A 16,147-nucleotide genomic window follows, 5' to 3' on the forward strand; every position below is an offset into this window, starting at 1 on the left:
GGGAAGAGGCGATGGCGCGGCTCCAGCGCTGTCGCCCATCGCTGGAACTCGAAAACCCCGCCGTCTGGCCGCTGCAGCCCTTTTTCGACGATCTGTGCGCCCTCTACCGTACCCGCTTCGATCCCGACGGGCTGCAGGTCGACATGGCCTCACCGCATCTGATCGGCTTTGGCCAGCGCACCCCACTGCTGGCGTGCTTAAGCCTGTGGCTCGACCGCACCCTGGCCCTCGCCGCCGAATTGCCCTCCGTGCCGCTGGCGATGCAGCTCTATGCCGAGGAGAACGACGGCTGGCTGTCGCTGTACCTGACTGACAACGTACCGCTGCTGCAGGTGCGCTACGCCCACTCCCCCGACGCGCTGAACTCGCCGGGTAAAGGCATGGAGCTGCGGCTGATCCAGACCCTGGTGGCGCATCATCGCGGGGCCATTGAGCTGGCTTCCCGACCGCAGGGCGGCACCTGCCTGACCCTGCGTTTCCCGCTGTTTAACACCCTGACCGGAGGTGAAGCATGATCCCTGAATCCGACCCGGACACCACCGTCAGACGCTTCGACCTCTCTCAGCAGTTCACCGCCATGCAGCGGATAAGCGTGGTGCTGAGCCGGGCCACCGAGGCCAGCAAAACGTTGCAGGAGGTGCTCAGCGTATTGCACAACGATGCTTTTATGCAGCACGGGATGATCTGCCTGTACGACAGCGAGCAGGAGATCCTCAGTATCGAAGCGCTGCAGCAAACCGGCCAGCAGCCCCTCCCCGGCAGCACGCAGATCCGCTATCGCCCCGGCGAGGGACTGGTGGGGACCGTGCTGGCCCAGGGGCAGTCGCTGGTGCTGCCCCGGGTCGCCGACGATCAGCGTTTTCTCGACCGCCTGAGCCTCTACGATTACGATCTGCCGTTTATCGCCGTACCGTTGATGGGGCCCAACGCCCGGCCAATAGGGGTGCTGGCGGCCCAGCCGATGGCGCGCCAGGAAGAGCGGCTGCCGGCCTGCACCCGTTTTCTCGAAACCGTCGCCAACCTCGTCGCCCAGACCATCCGGCTGATGATCCTTCCGGCCTCACCCGCCCTGTCGAGCCGCCAGCCGCCGAAGGTGGAACGGCCGCCGGCCTGCTCGTCGTCCCGCGGCGTGGGCCTTGACAATATGGTCGGCAAGAGCCCGGCGATGCGCCAGATCGTGGAGGTGATCCGTCAGGTCTCGCGCTGGGACACCACCGTGCTGGTACGCGGCGAAAGCGGCACCGGGAAAGAGCTGATCGCCAACGCCATCCATCACCATTCGCCACGGGCTGGTGCCGCCTTCGTCAAATTTAACTGCGCGGCGCTGCCGGACACCCTGCTGGAAAGCGAACTGTTCGGCCATGAGAAAGGCGCCTTTACCGGGGCGGTGCGTCAGCGTAAAGGACGTTTTGAGCTGGCGGATGGCGGCACCCTGTTCCTCGATGAGATTGGTGAAAGCAGCGCATCGTTCCAGGCCAAGCTGCTGCGTATCCTCCAGGAGGGGGAGATGGAGCGGGTCGGCGGCGATGAGACCCTGCGGGTGAATGTCCGCATCATCGCCGCCACCAACCGTCACCTGGAGGAGGAGGTCCGGCTGGGCCATTTCCGCGAGGATCTCTACTATCGTCTGAACGTGATGCCCATCGCCCTACCCCCGCTGCGCGAGCGTCAGGAGGACATCGCCGAGCTGGCGCACTTCCTGGTGCGCAAAATCGGCCAGCATCAGGGGCGCACGCTGCGGATCAGCGAGGGCGCGATCCGCCTGCTGATGGAGTACAGCTGGCCGGGTAACGTTCGCGAACTGGAGAACTGCCTCGAACGATCGGCGGTGATGTCGGAGAGTGGCCTGATCGATCGCGACGTGATCCTCTTCACTCACCAGGATCGTCCCGCCAAAGCCCTGCCTGCCAGCGGGCCAGCGGAAGACAGCTGGCTGGACAACAGCCTGGACGAACGTCAGCGACTGATCGCCGCGCTGGAAAAAGCCGGCTGGGTGCAGGCCAAGGCGGCACGGCTGCTGGGGATGACGCCGCGCCAGGTCGCTTATCGGATCCAGATCATGGATATCACCCTGCCGCGTCTGTAGGCCGCGGTGTCAGGTTCAGGACATTGTCGTCAGTGCGGCAGGAACGCGACAATGTTGTGCCGCAGGGATGCGGGATAATGCTTTATTTTTCAGCCAGATAAAAAATTCGTCACTGGTACGTCGTTTGCAGCAGGAAGGTATCGCCCAACCATGAAGGTACGACCATGACTTTCTGCTCTTCTTTTTCCGGCGGTAACGCCTGTCAGTCGGCGGACGCCAGCGCGTTAGCGCCGCGGGTGGCCGACAAGGTCGCCGCGCACCCCTGCTACTCCCGCAGCGGGCACCACCGTTTCGCCCGGATGCATCTTCCGGTCGCCCCGGCCTGCAATCTGCAGTGCAACTACTGCAACCGTAAATTCGACTGCAGCAATGAGTCCCGTCCCGGGGTGTCATCGACGCTGCTGACTCCCGAGCAGGCGGTGTTGAAAGTGCGCCAGGTGGCCCAGGCCATCCCGCAGCTGTCGGTGGTCGGCATAGCCGGGCCCGGCGATCCGCTGGCCAATATGACCCGCACCTTCCGCACCCTGGAGCTGGTCCGCGACCAGCTTCCGGATCTCAAATTATGCCTGTCGACCAACGGGCTGATGCTGCCCGACGCGGTCGATCGCCTGCTGGAGGTCGGCGTGGATCACGTCACGGTGACCATCAATACCCTGGATGCCGATATCGCCGGGCAAATCTATGCCTGGCTGTGGCTCGACGGCGAACGCTACCGCGGCCGGGAAGCCGGGGAGATCCTGATTGCCCGCCAGCTTGAAGGAGTCCGCAGGCTGACCGCCGCGGGAGTGCTGGTCAAGATAAACTCGGTGCTGATCCCGGGGATCAACGACGGCGGCATGGCCGAGGTCGGCCGTCGTTTGCGGGAAAGCGGCGCGTTTATTCACAATATTATGCCGCTGATTGCCAGACCGGAGCACGGCACGGTCTTTGGTCTCAACGGCCAGCCGGAGCCGGACGCCGTGATGCTCGCCGCGATCCGCAGCCAGTGCGGGGAGGTGATGCCGCAGATGACCCACTGCCATCAGTGCCGTGCCGACGCCATCGGCATGCTGGGCGAAGATCGCAGCCAGCAGTTCACCCGGCTGCCGGACCCGGACAGCCTCCCCGACTGGCTGCCCATCCTCCACCAGCGCGCCGAACTTCATGCCAGCCTCGCTACGCAGGGGGAGTCGGACGCGGATGACGCCTGTCTGGTGGCCGTGGCCTCCCGCCACGGCGAGGTCATTGACTGTCATTTTGGCCATGCCGACCGCTTCTCGATCTACAGCCTGTCGGCCGCCGGTATGGTGCTGGTGGGCGAGCGCTTTACGCCAAAATATTGCCGCGGCGAAGAGGAGTGTGATCCACAGGAGAACGAGGCCAGACTGGCGGCGCTGCTGGCGCTGCTCGCCGACGTAAAAGCGGTGTTCTGCGTGCGTATCGGCCATACGCCATGGCAGCAGCTGGAATTGCAGGGCATTGAGCCGCAGGTGGACGGCGCGTGGCGTTCGGTCGCCGAGGTGCTGCCTGCCTGGTGGCAGCGGCGGCGCCAGAGCCTGGCGGCATCGCGTCTGCGTCAGGGGGTCGCCTGATGGCGCCGGTCGACTGGTTGACCCGCCTGTGGCGATTGTATCACGCCGGAAAAGGCTGCTTTCCGCTGCGGATGGGGCTGACTCCCGCGGCATGGCGGGCGCTGCAGCAGCGGCTGGGCGAGGTGGCGACGCCGCTGGACAGCGCGACGCTGAGCCGCCGTCGGCTGATGACCGAGCTGAATGCCACCCGCGACGAAGAGCGTCGGCAGCTGGGGCAGTGGCTGACGGAGTGGATGGCGCCGGGGGCCGAACCGATGGCGCAGATCGTTGCCGAGGTAGCGCTGGCGTTTAACCATCTGTGGGAGGATCTGGGACTCGATTCGCGGGCGGAACTGGGCCGACTGATGAGCGACTGCTTTCCACTGCTGGTGGTGCAGAACGTCCACCATATGCGCTGGAAAAAGTTCTTTTACCGCCAGCGCTGCCTGCAGTCGCAGGGGGAGATTGTCTGCCGATCGCCGAGCTGCGACGAGTGCCTGGAGCGCAGCCTCTGCTTCGAACCGCCTCCGCAATAAATAAGCCGCAGCTCCCCCTGCGGCTGACCCAACCACACACGCATTTAACCCCTTTACGCGGGTTTCTGCCGGGTGGCGCTTCGCTTACCCGGCCTACAACCCCAAATCACCACTGGATCAGGGGCCACTGAAACTGCCGGTGCTGGCGGCCTCAAAATCGCTGAGACGTTCCCGGCAGGCCGGGGCAGCCCGCATGGATGCGGGCTGAGGGCCGTGTTTTGCACGGACGCTGCCTCGGCCCGACCCGAAGCCTGCAGGGAAAAGTCGAAGGTACCACGCAGTGGCGATTTTGCTGGCCGGAGCCCGGGGGTACAGGGGGCGGCGGCGACTGGCCGCCCCCTGTGCGCTCCCTGCGCCATGAGAGACATAACGCAGAAGACTAATCGGGAGCGCAAACTACGCTAAAGCCACAGATAACATAAACAACCACACTGCAGTGCTTCCCCTCACCCTAACCCTCTCCCGGAGGGAGAGGGAACCGTCCGGTCGTCGTTTCCGTGCCCAACATATTGCCGGGTGGCAGCTGCGCCTGACCCAGCCTACAACCCCAAATCACCACTGGATCAGGAGCCACTGAAACTGCCGGTGCTGGCGGCCTCAAAATCGCTGAGACGTTCCCGGCAGGCCGGGGCAGCCCGCATGGATGCGGGCTGAGGGCCGTGTTTTGCACGGACGCTGCCTCGGCCCGACCCGAAGCCTGCAGGGAAAAGTCGAAGGTACCACGCAGTGGCGATTTTGCCGGCCGGAGCCCGGGGGTACAGGGGGCGGCGGCGACTGGCCGCCCCCTGTGCGCTCCCTGCGCCATGAGAGACATAACGCAGAAGACTAACCGGGAGCGCAATGTGCGCTGAAGCCACAGATAACATAAACAACCACACTGCAGTGCTTCCCCTCACCCTAACCCTCTCCCGGAGGGAGAGGGAACCGTCCGGTCGTCGTTTCCGTGCCCAACATATTGCCGGGTGGCGGCTGCGCCTGACCCGGCCTACATAACCATTAAATTTCAGATGGTTAACCATCACCGTAGGCCCGCGCAAGCGCAGCGCCGCCGGGCAAAAGGTATCGCACCGGGCCAAACGAAAAAAAAGCCGGAGGTTTCCCTCCGGCTTTTCTCATTTACATCACGCTATGCCTTAGGCCACATCTTCATACTGCGGCACCGGGTTGCGGAAGCTTTTGGTCACGCAGGCCAGATAGACCAGACCGATACCGGCCCAGATCAGGCCCAGAATCATCGAGCTCTCTTCCAGGTTGACCCACAGCGCGCCAACGGTCAGGGCGCCGCACATCGGCAGGAACAGATACTGGAAGTGGTCTTTCAGCGTCTTGTTGCGTTTCTCACGGATCCAGAACTGCGAAATCACCGACAGGTTAACGAAGGTAAACGCTACCAGCGCACCAAAGTTAATCAGCGCCGTCGCCATCACCAGGTCGAAGTTAATCGCCAGCAGCGCGATAGCGCCGACCAGGATGATGTTCATCGCCGGGGTGCGCCAGGTCGGGTGGACGTAGCCGAAGAAGCTTTTCGGGAACACGCCGTCGCGGCCCATCACGTACATCAGACGCGCCACGCCAGCGTGCGCCGCCATACCGGACGCCAGCACGGTGATGGTGGAGAAGATCAGCGCGCCAACCTGGAAGGCTTTACCTGCTACGTAGAGCATAATTTCCGGCTGTGACGCATCCGGATCTTTAAAGCGAGAGATGTCCGGGAAGTACAGCTGCAGGAAGTAGGTGGCAAAGATAAAGATCAGGCCGCCAATCAGCGCGGTCAGGAAAATCGCCCGCGGGATGACGCGCTCTGCATCTTTGGTCTCTTCAGACAGGTTGCTGATGCCGTCGAAGCCGGTAAACGAGAAGCACAGGATCGTCGCCCCGGTAATCATCGGGATCACGTGCGCGTCACCGGACCAGAACGGACGGCTGCTGGCCAGCGTACCGGCGCCTTCGCCTTCAAACACGCCATAAATCACCATGCCGAGAATAACGGCAATCAGCACCACCTGCAGCACCACGATCACGGTGTTGAAGTTGGCCACGGATTTAATACTGCGCAGGTTAAAGGCGGTCATAAAGGCGACCAGCGCGATAACAAACACCCACGACGGAATCGAAGGCACCAGCGCTTCAAAATAGATTTTCGCCAGCAGAATGTTGATCATCGGCGCGAACAGGTAGTCGAGCAGCGAGGACCAACCCACCATAAAGCCGACGGTCGGGCTGATGGATTTCTGCGCATAGGTATACGCCGAGCCGGCAGAAGGGTAACGACGTACCAGCTTGCCATAGCTCAGGGCAGTAAACAGAATGGCGATTAACGCAAAGGCGTAGGCCGTCGGCACGTGACCGTCGGTCATACCAGAGACGATACCAAACGTATCGAACAGCGTCATCGGCTGCATATAGGCCAGGCCCATCATTACAACCGGAACTAACGTAAGCGTTTTACGTAATTCCACGCGAGAGGTATTTGGAGTAGCGTTATGCGACATAGTTATCCCCTTTTACGGTGAACGCCAGCGCGTAAGCAAAAAATTGCCCCATTTCTTTCTATTCCTCAGCGACAACGACTGTCGGTTTTTAGTAAATATCTATCCGGTACGAAGCCCGGCCTCTTGGTATTGAATGATGTGTCTTTCGACCAAAAAAATAACCGACACTTTTAAAAAAAGCGTCGGCTAGTCTCTGGTTTTCAGGCCGCATATTTTGCAACAAATTCAACGGCGTTGACAAGATGTTATGAAGTTCATTGCGTAAGCGTATTTTTTAACATGCTAATATCTATACGATTTCCGTATGATAAATTGTAAAAATAGCACTATTTGCTAATAGCGTTTCCCGCCACCATTTGCTGGCCAAACCGCAGGTGGCGTCATTCCAGGCGATCCAGGCATGCTGGCGGGGCGACAGCCCGCGAACCGCCATGCTGATGAGCTCGCCGCTCTCCAGCAGCCCCTGCACCTGGTAACGCGGCAGACAGCCCCAGCCCAGCCCCATGCGCAGCAGCGCCAGCTGCCCCGCGGCGTCACACACCGTCAGGGTCTCCTGATCGCTGAGCAGCGCCCCGCCCTCGCCGGTGGCCACCGCCCGATAACGGCGCAGGGTCCGCCAGCTCAGCGGAGCGCGGTGTCGCGCCAGCGGATGCTGCGGGGAAACCACCAGCAGCAGCTCCAGCTCGCCGAGGGGGAGATAGTCATAACCGCTCAGCGGCGGCGGCTCGCCAAGGGCGCCCAGCAGCAGATCGGCCTGCCCGTCGGTCAGCGGCCGCCAGTCCAGCAGCGAGGGGTTCTGCGTGAAGTGCAGCCGGGTCAGCGGCTGTTGTTGATAAAATGCGGCAATCAGCGGCGAAAGCTGCGTCACGGGAAAAGTGCAGTCCACCGCCAGGCGGAGGGTGTGTTCCCACCCCTGCTGCAGCTTGACCGCCCGGATCTCCAGTTCGCGGGCGATATGCAGCACTTCCCGCCCTTTCTCCAGCAGCATTTGTCCGGTGGGGGTAAAGCGCGCGCGGTGGCCGCTGCGGTCGAGCAGCTGAATATTGAGATCGCTTTCCAGCCGGTGAATGGTGTAGCTCAGCGCTGAGGGCGTTTTAAAGAGCTTTGCCGACGCGGCGGCAAAGCTCCCCTCTTTTTCCAGCGCGTCGAGGATCACGAGGACATCCAGCAGTGGTTTCATCGCTACCCCCTTACGGTATGCGAATCACCGCTGGTAGATCACTCCATCGGCATCACCAGCGGATCGGGGTACTGGTACTCAAACCCCAGCTCATTGCAGATACGATTGCCATCCACAATCTTGCCCTGACCGCCGTCCGGGCTGTCGCTGAACACCGGCGGCGGCAGCCCCAGTTCACGGGCCATTTGCGGATAAAAGAGGCCACGCGCCGGATGGCGGGGCGCACATAGATTATAGATGTGCCCGCCCTTCGGGGCCTGCAACAGCAGTTCGATAGCGGCCACCACATCCTGCAAATGCACCAGATTGACCACGTGCTGGCCATCCGGCGCCGACTTGCCGGCAAAAAAACGTCCCGGATGACGGGAAGGCCCCACCAGCCCGGCCAGACGCAGAATATCCACCGAGGTTCCCGGCAGGTTGTGCAGCCAGTCCTCCAGCTCCTTGAGCACCTGCCCGCTGGCGGTTTGCGGCAGACGCGGGGAGTTCTCTTTCACCGTGCCATTGACGTTGCCATACACCGAGGTGGAACTGGTGAAGACGATCCGCGGAATATGGTGCGCCAGCGCGGTATCGACAATCTCCTGCACCGCCTGCAGATAAAACCCTTCTCCCGCCCCGGTACGCCGGGCCGGCAGCGTGATCACCAGCGCATCGACGTTCATCAGCGCGTCGAGGTCCTCGGTATCACAGACCAGCTGCGGCTCCAGGCGCAGCGGATAGCTGTCAATCCCGCACATCCGCGCCGCCTCCACGCCATCCTGCGTGGTTTTACTGCCGGTGACCTGCCAACCTCGCGCCATCAATGACAGCGCCAGCGGCATTCCCAGCCATCCCAAACCGACTATCGCGACCTTTTTCATCCCAGGCTCCTGACTCTTTCGCTGTGCTAATTACAGGCTACGCCAGCCAGCGGCAACTGACAATTTCTTCGCTCAATGTGAAATGAATTAATGATAGAAAAAAGCCCTTGCTTTCTGCGGCGGAAGTGGTTTAGGTTAAAGGACATCAAATGCATAGTCATTCACAGAGAATTTTTATGAACCGCGTTCAATTTAAACACCACCATCATCACCATCATCCTGACTAGTCTTTCAGGCGATGTGTGCTGGAAGACATTTGGATCTTCCAGTGGTGCATGAACGCGCAGAGAGCCCCCGGAAGATTCACTTCCGGGGGCTTTTTTTTGGACCAAATTCGGACAGATTCAGACAGGTATTCAGAGGAAAAGAACAATGTTAGACAACACCCGTTTACGCATAGCTATTCAGAAATCAGGCCGTTTAAGCGAAGATTCACGCGAATTACTCAGCCGCTGCGGCATTAAAGTCAATTTGCACACCCAGCGTCTGATTGCGCTGGCGGAAAATATGCCAATCGACATTCTGCGCGTGCGTGATGACGATATCCCGGGCCTGGTGATGGACGGTGTTGTCGACCTCGGCATTATCGGCGAAAACGTGCTGGAAGAAGAGCTGCTCAGCCGCCGCGCTCAGGGCGAAGACCCGCGCTACTTCACCCTGCGCCGTCTCGACTTCGGCGGCTGCCGCCTGTCGCTGGCGACCCCGGTGGATGAAGCCTGGAACGGCCCGGCGGCGCTGGACGGCAAACGCATCGCCACCTCTTACCCACACCTGCTGAAGCGCTACCTCGATCAAAAAGGTATCTCCTTTAAATCCTGTCTGCTGAACGGCTCCGTGGAAGTGGCGCCGCGCGCCGGCCTCGCCGACGCCATCTGCGACCTCGTCTCCACCGGCGCCACCCTGGAAGCCAACGGCCTGCGCGAAGTGGAAGTGATCTACCGCTCCAAAGCCTGCCTGATCCAGCGCGACGGCGAGATGGCCGACGCCAAACAGCAGCTGATTGACCGCCTGCTGACCCGTATTCAGGGCGTGATCCAGGCCCGCGAGTCGAAATACATCATGATGCACGCTCCGACCGAACGCCTGGAAGAAGTGGTTGCCCTGCTGCCGGGCGCCGAGCGTCCGACTATTCTGCCGCTGGCAGGCGACAAGCAGCGCGTGGCGATGCACATGGTCAGCAGCGAAACCCTGTTCTGGGAGACCATGGAAAAACTGAAAGCGCTGGGCGCCAGCTCCATTCTGGTGCTGCCGATTGAGAAGATGATGGAGTAATCGGCCAGCCGGTCACGGGACACACAGGGGAAAACAATCATGAGCTTCAACACAATCATCGACTGGAACGGCTGTAGCGCAGACCAACAGCAACAACTCTTAACGCGCCCGGCGATTTCCGCCTCCGACAGCATCAGTAAAACGGTGGCGGAGATCCTCGATAACGTCAAAGCCAACGGCGACGCGGCGCTGCGCGAATACAGCGCGAAGTTTGATAAAACCACCGTCGCCGCGCTGCAGGTGAGCGAGGCGGAGATCGCCGCCGCCGGCGAACGCCTCAGCGACGAGCTGAAGCAGGCGATGGCGGTGGCGGTGAAAAACATCGAGACCTTCCACAACGCGCAACAGCTGCAGGCGGTGGATGTCGAAACGCTGCCGGGGGTGCGCTGCCAGCAGGTCACCCGCCCTATCGCCTCCGTCGGGCTGTATATTCCGGGCGGCTCGGCGCCGCTGTTCTCCACGGTGCTGATGCTGGCGACGCCGGCGCGCATCGCCGGCTGTCAGCAGGTGGTGCTCTGCTCGCCGCCGCCGATCGCCGATGAGATCCTCTATGCCGCGCAGCTGTGCGGCGTGAAAACCATCTTTAACGTTGGCGGCGCCCAGGCTATCGCCGCCCTCGCCCTCGGGACCGAGTCGGTGCCGAAGGTGGATAAAATCTTTGGCCCGGGTAACGCTTACGTCACGGAAGCCAAACGTCAGGTCAGCCAGCGTCTGGACGGCGCAGCCATCGACATGCCGGCCGGTCCGTCGGAAGTGCTGGTGATCGCCGATAGCGGCGCCACCCCGGACTTTGTCGCCTCCGACCTGCTGTCGCAGGCGGAACACGGCCCGGACTCGCAGGTGATCCTCCTGACCCCGGACGCCGACCTCGGCAGTCGCGTCGCTGAGGCCGTCGAACGCCAGCTGGCCGCCCTGCCGCGCGCGGAAACCGCCCGCGTGGCCCTCTCCGCCAGCCGGATCATCGTGGCCCGCGACCTGGCGCAGTGCGTGGCTATCTCCAACCAGTATGGTCCGGAGCACCTGATCATTCAGACCCGTCAGGCCCGCGAGCTGGTGGACAGCATCACCAGCGCCGGTTCGGTTTTCCTCGGCGACTGGTCACCGGAATCCGCGGGCGATTACGCCTCGGGCACCAACCACGTCCTGCCGACCTATGGGTATACCGCCACCTGTTCGAGCCTCGGCCTGGCCGACTTCCAGAAGCGGATGACCGTGCAGGAGCTGTCGCGCGACGGCTTTGCCGCCCTCGCCTCAACGATTGAGATCCTGGCCGCCGCCGAGCGCCTTGACGCCCACAAAAACGCCGTAACGCTGCGCGTTGCCGCCCTGAAGGAGCAAGCATGAGCATTGAAGATTTAGCCCGCGCCAACGTCCGTGCGCTGACCCCGTATCAATCCGCTCGCCGTCTGGGCGGCAAAGGCGACGTCTGGCTGAACGCCAACGAATTCCCGACCGCCGTGGCTTTCCAGCTTACCGCGCAAACGATGAACCGCTATCCGGAGCCGCAGCCGAAGGCAGTCATCGAGAGCTACGCCCGCTACGCCGACGTCAAACCGGAGCAGGTGCTGGTCAGCCGCGGCGCCGACGAAGGGATTGAGCTGCTGATCCGCGCTTTCTGTGAGCCCGGCAAAGACGCGCTACTCTACTGCCCGCCCACCTACGGCATGTACAGCGTCAGCGCCGAGACCATCGGCGTCGAATGCCGCACCGTGCCGACCCTCGCCGACTGGCAGCTCGACCTGCCGGGTATCGAGGCGCAGCTGGACGGCGTGAAGGTGGTCTTTGTCTGCAGCCCGAACAACCCGACCGGTCAGATCATCGATCCGCAGTCGATACGCGACCTGCTGGAGATGACTCGCGATAAAGCCATCGTGGTCGCCGACGAAGCCTATATTGAATTCTGCCCGCAGGCGACGCTCGCCGGCTGGCTCAGCGACTATCCGCACCTGGTGGTGCTGCGCACGCTGTCCAAAGCCTTCGCCCTCGCCGGCCTGCGCTGCGGTTTCACCCTCGCCAACGCCGAGGTGATTAACGTGCTGCTGAAAGTGATCGCTCCGTATCCGCTCTCCACGCCAGTGGCCGATATCGCCGCCCAGGCGCTGAGCGCGGAAGGCATCGCGGCGATGCGCCAGCGCGTGGCGCAGATCCTCGACGAGCGCCGCTACCTGGTGGAACAGCTGCGCGGCATCGCCTGCGTGGAGCAGGTCTTCGATTCCGAGGCGAACTACGTTCTGGCGCGGATAACCGCCTCCAGCGCAGTGTTTAAATCTTTGTGGGATCAGGGCATTATCTTACGTGACCAGAATAAACAACCTTCATTGAGCGGCTGTTTGCGTATCACTATCGGTACCCGTGCTGAGAGCCAGCGCGTGATTGACGCCTTGACTGCGGAGAATGTATGACCCAGAAGTATCTCTTTATTGACCGTGACGGCACCCTGATTTCCGAACCGCCGGTGGATTTCCAGGTGGACCGTTTCGACAAGCTGGCGTTTGAGCCGCAGGTGATCCCGGCGCTGCTGAAGCTGCAGCAGGAAGGCTATAAGCTGGTGATGATCACCAACCAGGATGGCCTGGGAACCGACAGTCTGCCGCAGGAAGCATTTGATGGCCCGCACAACCTGATGATGCAGATCTTCGCCTCGCAGGGCGTCAATTTCGAAGAGGTGCTGATTTGTCCGCACTTCCCGGGCGACAACTGCGCCTGCCGCAAACCGAAAACGCAGCTGGTGCTGCCGTGGCTGGAAGACGGCGTACTGGATAAAAGCCACAGCTATGTGATTGGCGACCGGGCCACCGACCTTGAGCTGGCGGATAACATGGGGATTACCGGCCTGCGCTATGACCGTGAGACCCTGGACTGGCCGACCATCAGCGAGCAGCTGACCCGCCGCGACCGCTATGCCCACGTCGAGCGCATCACCAAAGAGACCCAGGTGGACGTGAAGGTGTGGCTGGACCGCGAAGGCGGCAGCAAGATCCACACCGGCGTCGGCTTTTTTGACCATATGCTCGACCAAATCGCCACCCATGGCGGCTTCCGCATGGAGATCAACGTCGGCGGCGATCTGTACATCGACGATCATCACACCGTGGAAGATACCGGCCTGGCCCTCGGCGAAGCCCTGAAGCTGGCGCTTGGCGACAAGCGCGGCATCAACCGCTTCGGCTTCGTGCTGCCGATGGACGAGTGTCTCGCCCGCTGCGCGCTGGATATCTCCGGCCGTCCGCACCTGGAGTATAAGGCGGACTTCACCTATCAGCGCGTCGGCGATCTGAGCACCGAGATGGTGGAACACTTCTTCCGCTCGCTCTCTTACACCATGGCGGTGACCCTGCACCTGAAAACCAAGGGCAAGAACGATCACCACCGCGTGGAGAGCCTGTTCAAAGCCTTTGGCCGTACGCTGCGCCAGGCGATCCGCGTCCAGGGCGATGCCCTGCCGTCTTCCAAAGGGGTGCTGTGATGAATGTGGTGATCCTTGATACCGGGTGCGCCAACCTCAATTCGGTGAAATCGGCGATTGGCCGCCACGGCTATGAGCCGGTGGTCAGCCGCGATCCGGAGGTGGTATTGCGTGCCGATAAACTGTTCCTTCCCGGCGTCGGCACCGCCCAGGCGGCGATGGACCAGCTGCGCGACCGCGATCTGATCGACCTGATCAAAGCCTGTACCCAGCCGGTGCTGGGGATTTGCCTGGGCATGCAGCTGCTCGGCAAGCGCAGCGAGGAGAACAACGGCGTCGATCTGCTGGGCATTATCGAAGAAGAGGTGCCGAAGATGACCGACCACGGTCTGCCGTTGCCGCACATGGGCTGGAACCGGGTGTATGCCAAAGCAGGCGATCGTCTGTTCCGCGGCATTGAAGAAGGCGCGTATTTCTACTTCGTGCACAGCTACGCCATGCCGGTCAACCCGTATACCATCGCCCAGTGCAATTACGGCGAGGCGTTCACCGCCGCGGTGCAGAAAGATAACTTCTTTGGCGTGCAGTTCCACCCGGAGCGCTCCGGGAGCGCCGGGGCGCAGCTGCTGAAAAACTTCCTGGAGATGTGATGATTATTCCTGCTTTAGATTTAATCGACGGCACCGTCGTTCGTCTCCACCAGGGCGATTACGGCCAGCAGCGCGACTATGGCAGCGATCCGCTGCCGCGCCTGCAGTCCTATGCCGCTCAGGGGGCGGAAGTCCTGCACCTGGTCGACCTGACCGGGGCGAAGGATCCGGCGAAACGCCAGATCCCCTTGCTGAAATCGCTGGTCGCCGGCGTTGACGTCCCGGTACAGGTTGGCGGCGGCGTGCGGACCGAAGCGGATGTCGCGGCCCTGCTTGAGGCCGGCGTCGCCCGCGTGGTGGTCGGCTCCACCGCGGTGAAATCCCCGGAGGAAGTGAAAGGCTGGTTTAAACGCTTTGGCCCTGAGCGGCTGGTGCTGGCGCTCGACGTGCGCATTGACGCCGACGGCAACAAGCAGGTGGCAGTCAGCGGCTGGCAGGAAAACTCCGGCGTGACGCTGGAGGAGCTGGTGGAGAGTTATCTGCCGGTCGGCCTGCAGCATGTGCTGTGCACCGATATCTCCCGCGACGGCACCCTGGCAGGCTCTAACGTCTCGCTGTACGAGGAAGTCTGCGCCCGCTACCCGCAGGTGGCGTTTCAGTCATCCGGCGGCATCGGCGATCTCAAAGATATTGCCGCGCTGCGCGGCACCGGGGTGCGCGGCGTGATTGTCGGTCGCGCGCTGCTGGAAGGTAAATTCAACGTAACGGAGGCCATTCAATGCTGGCAAAACGGATAATCCCCTGCCTCGACGTCCGCGACGGCCAGGTAGTGAAAGGCGTGCAGTTCCGTAATCACGAGATCATTGGCGACATCGTCCCGCTGGCCAAGCGCTATGCCGACGAAGGGGCCGACGAACTGGTGTTCTATGATATCACCGCCTCCAGCGACGGTCGGGTGGTCGACAAGAGCTGGGTGTCGCGCGTGGCGGAAGTGATCGACATTCCTTTCTGCGTGGCGGGTGGGATCAAGTCGCTGGAAGACGCGGCGCAGATCCTCTCCTTCGGCGCCGATAAGATTTCGATTAACTCCCCTGCTCTCGCCGACCCGACGCTGATCACCCGCCTTGCCGACCGCTTTGGCGTGCAGTGCATTGTGGTGGGGATTGATACCTGGTTTGATGCAGAGACCGGCAAATATCACGTCAACCAGTATACCGGCGACGAGACCCGCACCCGGGTGACACAGTGGGAAACCCTCGACTGGGTGGAGGAAGTGCAGAAGCGCGGCGCGGGCGAGATCGTCCTCAATATGATGAACCAGGACGGGGTGCGCAACGGTTACGACCTGCAGCAGCTGGCGAAGGTTCGCGCGGTGTGCCATGTCCCGCTGATCGCCTCCGGCGGCGCGGGCACCATGGAACACTTCCTCGAAGCCTTCCGCGACGCCAACGTTGACGGCGCGCTGGCGGCCTCGGTATTCCACAAACAGATTATTAATATTGGCGAACTGAAAGCGTACCTGGCGGCACAGGGCGTGGAGATAAGGGTATGTTGACTGAACAGCTGGACTGGGAAAAAACGGACGGCATGATGCCGGCCATCGTGCAGCACGCCGTATCCGGCGAAGTGCTGATGCTGGGCTACATGAACAAGGAGGCGCTGGAGAAAACCGAAGCCACCGGCAAGGTCACCTTTTACTCACGCACCAAACAGCGGCTGTGGACCAAGGGTGAAACCTCGGGCAATGTCCTCAACGTAGTGAGCATCACGCCGGACTGTGATAACGATACGCTGCTGGTGCTGGTGAACCCGATCGGGCCGACCTGCCATAAAGGCACCACCAGCTGCTTCGGCGAAACCGGCCACCAGTGGCTGTTCCTCTATCAGCTGGAGCAGCTGCTGGCCGAGCGTAAGCACGCCGACCCGGAGAGCTCCTACACGGCGAAGCTGTACGCCAGCGGCACCAAGCGTATTGCGCAGAAAGTGGGGGAAGAAGGCGTCGAGACCGCGCTGGCCGCCACGGTGAACGACCGCTTCGAGCTGAAGAATGAGGCGTCGGACCTGATGTACCACCTGCTGGTGCTGCTGCAGGACCAGGGGCTGGATCTCGGGGAAGTGATTGATAATCTGAAGAGTCGTCACTAACGCGTTAACCCCCGCCGCAACGGCGGG

16 protein-coding genes, 1 pseudogene and 1 other annotated feature are annotated in these 16,147 nt (G+C 61.9%); of the genes and pseudogenes, 13 read left to right on the plus strand and 4 right to left on the minus strand.

Annotation, left to right across the window (positions count from 1 at the left end; all coding sequences use genetic code 11):
* The 4 genes and pseudogenes from CW267_RS24435 to CW267_RS24450 form a co-directional block, all read left to right on the plus strand.
* A pseudogene (locus CW267_RS24435) lies at positions 1-515 on the plus strand (ATP-binding protein); the annotation flags it as partial.
* On the plus strand, positions 512-2,086 hold the full coding sequence (gene nifA / locus CW267_RS24440) for a nif-specific transcriptional activator NifA (RefSeq protein WP_008804120.1): 1,575 nt from the start codon (positions 512-514) through the stop codon (positions 2,084-2,086). The pseudogene CW267_RS24435 and the gene nifA, both read left to right, overlap by 4 nt.
* 164 nt (positions 2,087-2,250) lie before the next feature.
* The gene (nifB, locus tag CW267_RS24445; RefSeq protein WP_100781506.1) at positions 2,251-3,657 is read left to right on the plus strand and encodes a nitrogenase cofactor biosynthesis protein NifB; all 1,407 of its coding nucleotides are present in this window, start codon (positions 2,251-2,253) and stop codon (positions 3,655-3,657) included.
* On the plus strand, positions 3,657-4,172 hold the full coding sequence (locus tag CW267_RS24450) for a nitrogen fixation protein NifQ (RefSeq protein WP_048268597.1): 516 nt from the start codon (positions 3,657-3,659) through the stop codon (positions 4,170-4,172). Before nifB ends, CW267_RS24450 begins: the two co-directional genes overlap by 1 nt.
* Positions 4,173-5,305: 1,133 nt before the next feature.
* Here CW267_RS24450 and plaP read toward each other — a convergent pair.
* From plaP to CW267_RS24480, 4 genes are all read right to left on the minus strand, one after another.
* Positions 5,306-6,664, minus strand: coding sequence for a putrescine/proton symporter PlaP (plaP, locus tag CW267_RS24465; protein ID WP_004148994.1), 1,359 nt, complete (start codon positions 6,662-6,664; stop codon positions 5,306-5,308).
* On the minus strand, positions 6,654-6,716 hold the full coding sequence (yoeI, locus tag CW267_RS31750; RefSeq protein ID WP_096335043.1) for a membrane protein YoeI: 63 nt from the start codon (positions 6,714-6,716) through the stop codon (positions 6,654-6,656). Before yoeI ends, plaP begins: the two co-directional genes overlap by 11 nt.
* Before the next feature lie 237 nt (positions 6,717-6,953).
* Positions 6,954-7,844 carry a LysR family transcriptional regulator gene (locus tag CW267_RS24475; RefSeq protein ID WP_043875001.1) on the minus strand — a complete coding sequence of 297 codons (891 nt, stop codon included), beginning with the start codon at positions 7,842-7,844 and terminating at the stop codon, positions 6,954-6,956.
* Positions 7,845-7,882: 38 nt separating this feature from the next.
* Positions 7,883-8,707, minus strand: a complete 825-nt coding sequence (locus tag CW267_RS24480; protein ID WP_008804116.1) for an SDR family oxidoreductase — start codon at positions 8,705-8,707, stop codon at positions 7,883-7,885.
* A gap of 176 nt (positions 8,708-8,883) precedes the next feature.
* Between CW267_RS24480 and hisL the strand changes: the two genes are divergently transcribed.
* The 9 genes from hisL to hisIE all read left to right on the plus strand — a co-directional run bounded on the left by hisL (position 8,884) and on the right by hisIE (position 16,120).
* Positions 8,884-8,934, plus strand: a complete 51-nt coding sequence (gene hisL, locus CW267_RS24485; protein WP_004899375.1) for a his operon leader peptide — start codon at positions 8,884-8,886, stop codon at positions 8,932-8,934.
* Positions 8,910-9,032 (plus strand) — a sequence feature (His leader region). It overlaps the preceding gene by 25 nt.
* A gap of 47 nt (positions 9,033-9,079) precedes the next feature.
* Positions 9,080-9,979, plus strand: a complete 900-nt coding sequence (hisG, locus tag CW267_RS24490) for an ATP phosphoribosyltransferase (protein WP_002912152.1) — start codon at positions 9,080-9,082, stop codon at positions 9,977-9,979.
* A 39-nt stretch (positions 9,980-10,018) separates the two neighbouring features.
* On the plus strand, positions 10,019-11,323 hold the full coding sequence (gene hisD, locus CW267_RS24495; protein ID WP_008804115.1) for a histidinol dehydrogenase: 1,305 nt from the start codon (positions 10,019-10,021) through the stop codon (positions 11,321-11,323).
* Entirely contained in the window at positions 11,320-12,381 is a 1,062-nt protein-coding gene (gene hisC / locus CW267_RS24500; RefSeq protein ID WP_012967604.1) for a histidinol-phosphate transaminase, read from the plus strand. Before hisD ends, hisC begins: the two co-directional genes overlap by 4 nt.
* On the plus strand, positions 12,378-13,445 hold the full coding sequence (hisB, locus tag CW267_RS24505; protein WP_008804114.1) for a bifunctional histidinol-phosphatase/imidazoleglycerol-phosphate dehydratase HisB: 1,068 nt from the start codon (positions 12,378-12,380) through the stop codon (positions 13,443-13,445). The genes hisC and hisB overlap by 4 nt, the downstream gene beginning before the upstream one ends.
* Positions 13,445-14,035 carry an imidazole glycerol phosphate synthase subunit HisH gene (gene hisH, locus CW267_RS24510; RefSeq protein WP_008804113.1) on the plus strand — a complete coding sequence of 197 codons (591 nt, stop codon included), beginning with the start codon at positions 13,445-13,447 and terminating at the stop codon, positions 14,033-14,035. The genes hisB and hisH overlap by 1 nt, the downstream gene beginning before the upstream one ends.
* Entirely contained in the window at positions 14,035-14,772 is a 738-nt protein-coding gene (gene hisA / locus CW267_RS24515) for a 1-(5-phosphoribosyl)-5-[(5-phosphoribosylamino)methylideneamino]imidazole-4-carboxamide isomerase (protein WP_004152515.1), read from the plus strand. The genes hisH and hisA overlap by 1 nt, the downstream gene beginning before the upstream one ends.
* Positions 14,754-15,530, plus strand: coding sequence for an imidazole glycerol phosphate synthase subunit HisF (gene hisF, locus CW267_RS24520; RefSeq protein WP_008804112.1), 777 nt, complete (start codon positions 14,754-14,756; stop codon positions 15,528-15,530). The genes hisA and hisF overlap by 19 nt, the downstream gene beginning before the upstream one ends.
* Positions 15,524-16,120: a bifunctional phosphoribosyl-AMP cyclohydrolase/phosphoribosyl-ATP diphosphatase HisIE gene (hisIE, locus tag CW267_RS24525; protein WP_008804111.1), complete on the plus strand. Its 597-nt coding sequence runs from the start codon at positions 15,524-15,526 to the stop codon at positions 16,118-16,120. Before hisF ends, hisIE begins: the two co-directional genes overlap by 7 nt.
* The last annotated feature ends 27 nt before the right edge of the window (positions 16,121-16,147 follow it).

The sequence above is a fragment of the Klebsiella sp. X1-16S-Nf21 genome (assembly GCF_002837615.1).
In the GTDB taxonomy this organism is placed as follows: domain Bacteria; phylum Pseudomonadota; class Gammaproteobacteria; order Enterobacterales; family Enterobacteriaceae; genus Klebsiella; species Klebsiella variicola.